General features: G+C 44.9%; 4 protein-coding genes. 3 read left to right on the top strand and 1 reads right to left on the bottom strand.

Annotated elements, in window-relative coordinates; translation table 11 throughout:
• From V7Q33_RS18090 to V7Q33_RS18080, 3 genes are all read left to right on the top strand, one after another.
• Positions 1-515: FixG Ig-like domain-containing protein (locus V7Q33_RS18090; protein ID WP_333820732.1), on the top strand; the 515-nt coding region annotated here is incomplete at its 5' end.
• 18 nt (positions 516-533) lie between these two features.
• A complete protein-coding gene (locus V7Q33_RS18085) occupies positions 534-962 on the top strand; it encodes a FixH family protein (protein WP_333820731.1) in 429 nt (142 codons plus the stop codon).
• Positions 962-1,648: a sulfite exporter TauE/SafE family protein gene (locus tag V7Q33_RS18080; RefSeq protein ID WP_333820730.1), complete on the top strand. Its 687-nt coding sequence runs from the start codon at positions 962-964 to the stop codon at positions 1,646-1,648. Before V7Q33_RS18085 ends, V7Q33_RS18080 begins: the two co-directional genes overlap by 1 nt.
• Here V7Q33_RS18080 and V7Q33_RS18075 read toward each other — a convergent pair.
• Positions 1,645-2,603, bottom strand: a 959-nt coding sequence (locus tag V7Q33_RS18075; protein WP_333820729.1) for a cyclic nucleotide-binding domain-containing protein, incomplete at its 5' end; no start/stop codon positions are given. The two genes, V7Q33_RS18080 and V7Q33_RS18075, sit on opposite strands and share 4 nt — an antisense overlap.

Here is a 2,603-nt window from a genome sequence, read left to right as displayed (position 1 = left end):
GATTGATCCGGTTTGCATCGTATAACGCTATTGAAAACAGGATACGGAAAATCATGACACCGCGGGTAATAGGTTACTCGTTTGTGCTCGTGGCGCTGGCAGGATTGCTTTCTTTTGTGCTGGCTACACGCTCTGATGTGGAAACTACCATTTTAAAAGTTTCCGGTACGCTCTATCAGCGCGCAGATAATGGTTATATCTCCAACCTGTATAATGTAGAGTTTGTTAATAAAACGTTTCATGAAATTGCACTCGAAGCAAAAGTTGAGTCACCGGCTGGAGCCATGCTCCAACCTGTAGATGGTAAACCCATTGTGGTGCCGGCTGAAGGTATATTTAAAGGTGTGTTCTTTATAAAAATACCCGCACAGGAACTGCACGGGGCCCGCACCGTGGTGAAGATCGGTATATATCAGAATGGAAAGCTGATCGATAAGGTGAAGGCTAAATTTATAGGACCCGTCAGCAAATCGTCTGATATGCGGAGCCGGATGGAAGAAGAACGTGACGAGTAATTTTAAAACATCAGAAATATGAATTGGGGAAAATGGATCATTGTTTCGTTCGTATTGTTTGCAGCGTTTATTGCTACGCTTGTAACGGTATGTGTTCGGCAGGATGTAAGCCTGGTATCGAAGGATTACTACCAGGAAGAGCTGAAGTTTCAGGATCAAATCACGCGACAGGAGAATACAGAATCCTTGCGGGTTAAACCTGTGATCACTGTAAACCAGCAGGGCGTTGAGATCTCATATCCGGAACTGTCGAGCATTACGCATGGCGAACTTATGTTATTCTGTCCCGCCAATGCGCATCACGATCGTAAAGTCGTTGTGCCGGCAGCATCAGAGCGGTTGGTAATAATACCGGCGCAGGAACTAAGTGCCGGAATGTATAAAGCAAGATTTACCTGGTCTATGCAAGGTAAGGATTACTATATAGAAGAAACCCTTAGTCTGTAATGCTCTACACAGCGTTGATATTAGGATTTACCGGCAGCATGCATTGCATCGGCATGTGTAGTCCGTTGGCAATGGCGGTAACGAATATGTCGCGGCATGCATGGCTGAACCGGTTATTCTATAATGCAGGCAGAATCTCTACCTATAGCCTGTTGGGATTTGCGGCAGCATCTGCCGAGTCGCTGCTGCCCGTAGCGCGATATCAAAACCTTGTTAGCATTTTGTTAGGCGTAAGTTTATTGGTAATGGGCTTCGCCGGCATGAGTGGTATACATATACCATTTGTGAGTACAACCATGGGTAAGTTTATTGCACTGCTGAAAAAAGTATTTGCACACTTTTTAAAGCGCAGGCATGCAGGCTCTGTCTGGTTACTGGGAATGATCAACGGATTTTTACCCTGTGGTCTTACCTTTATGGCGCTGATGTTTTGCCTTACCCTGCCAGGGCCGTGGCATGGCTTCGGCTATATGGCATTGTTTGGTATAGGTACACTTCCAGCCATGTTGGGATTAACAGTACTGATCAACCCGATGATGAAACGGTTTCAGTGGAGCATGCGCACTGTTATGACCGTGCTGCTGATTACGTCCGGATGCATTATGATTGCGCGTGTATTTATAGACCATGCATCACATACTGCGATGCAACATCCGCAGGAAGGTACTATTGTTACCTGCCGCTAACGCGATACACTCCAGCGAACAACTTTTTCCAGTTTGGCAGGTTGAATAATTTTGATCTTGCCGCCATCAATCTCGATAAGCTTCTCATCTTTGAAATCGGAGAGTACGCGAATAACCGATTCTGATGCCGTGCCTACAATCTTGGCCAGGTCATCGCGTGAGATCTGGATGTTATCTTTCTTGTCTTTCAGCTGCGTTACTTTCAGCAATGCTTCGGCTGTGCGCTGCCGCACCGAGTTATACGCCAGGTTTAATAACTGTGCTTCTTTTTCAGATACCTTTTTGCAGAGCAGTGCTATAAAACCTTTCGATACGTCCGGATGGCTTTGCAGTAAAGTGACAAAATCAAGCTTCGGTATCAGGATCAATTCAGAATCCTGCATGGCAATGGCTGATTCAGTATATATGCTGCCATCGAGGATTGGTTCAAAGCCAAAGTAGTCGTTCTCGTGATAAATGTTGGTGATTAACTCTTTTCCATCCGGGTGCGACTTGAATACTTTTATACTTCCCTGTTTGATGAAGTATATATACTGTGGTGCATCACCTTCTGAAAATACATCCGTTTTCTTCTTGAATGCCTTTACCTTTTTGTCTTTGCAAAGATCTTTCAGGTTAAGCACCTGCCTGGCATCTTGTATAAAACTATCGAGGCCTGCAGCATCTGGTTCATACGACTTCTGCTGCATGAGGCTTTTTCGCAATCGGGCTTCAATTGCATTCAACAGATCAGTATCATCAAAAGGTTTGGTCAGGTAATCATCTGCCCCCAGATTCATTCCCTTGCGTATGTCCGTCTTCTCTGTTTTAGCTGTCAGAAAAATAAACGGTATACTGGCGGTTTCGGTTTTCTTGTTAAGTATATGCAGCACTCCATAGCCATCGAGCTCCGGCATCATTATGTCGCAGATAATGAGATCGGGTTTTTCTTTCAATGCCAGGTCGACACCAATTT

The organism is Ohtaekwangia sp., assembly GCF_036786105.1.
Taxonomy (GTDB): domain Bacteria; phylum Bacteroidota; class Bacteroidia; order Cytophagales; family Cyclobacteriaceae; genus Ohtaekwangia.
Note: the sequence above shows the minus strand (reverse complement) of the source record. Positions and strands in the feature narration are given on the sequence as shown.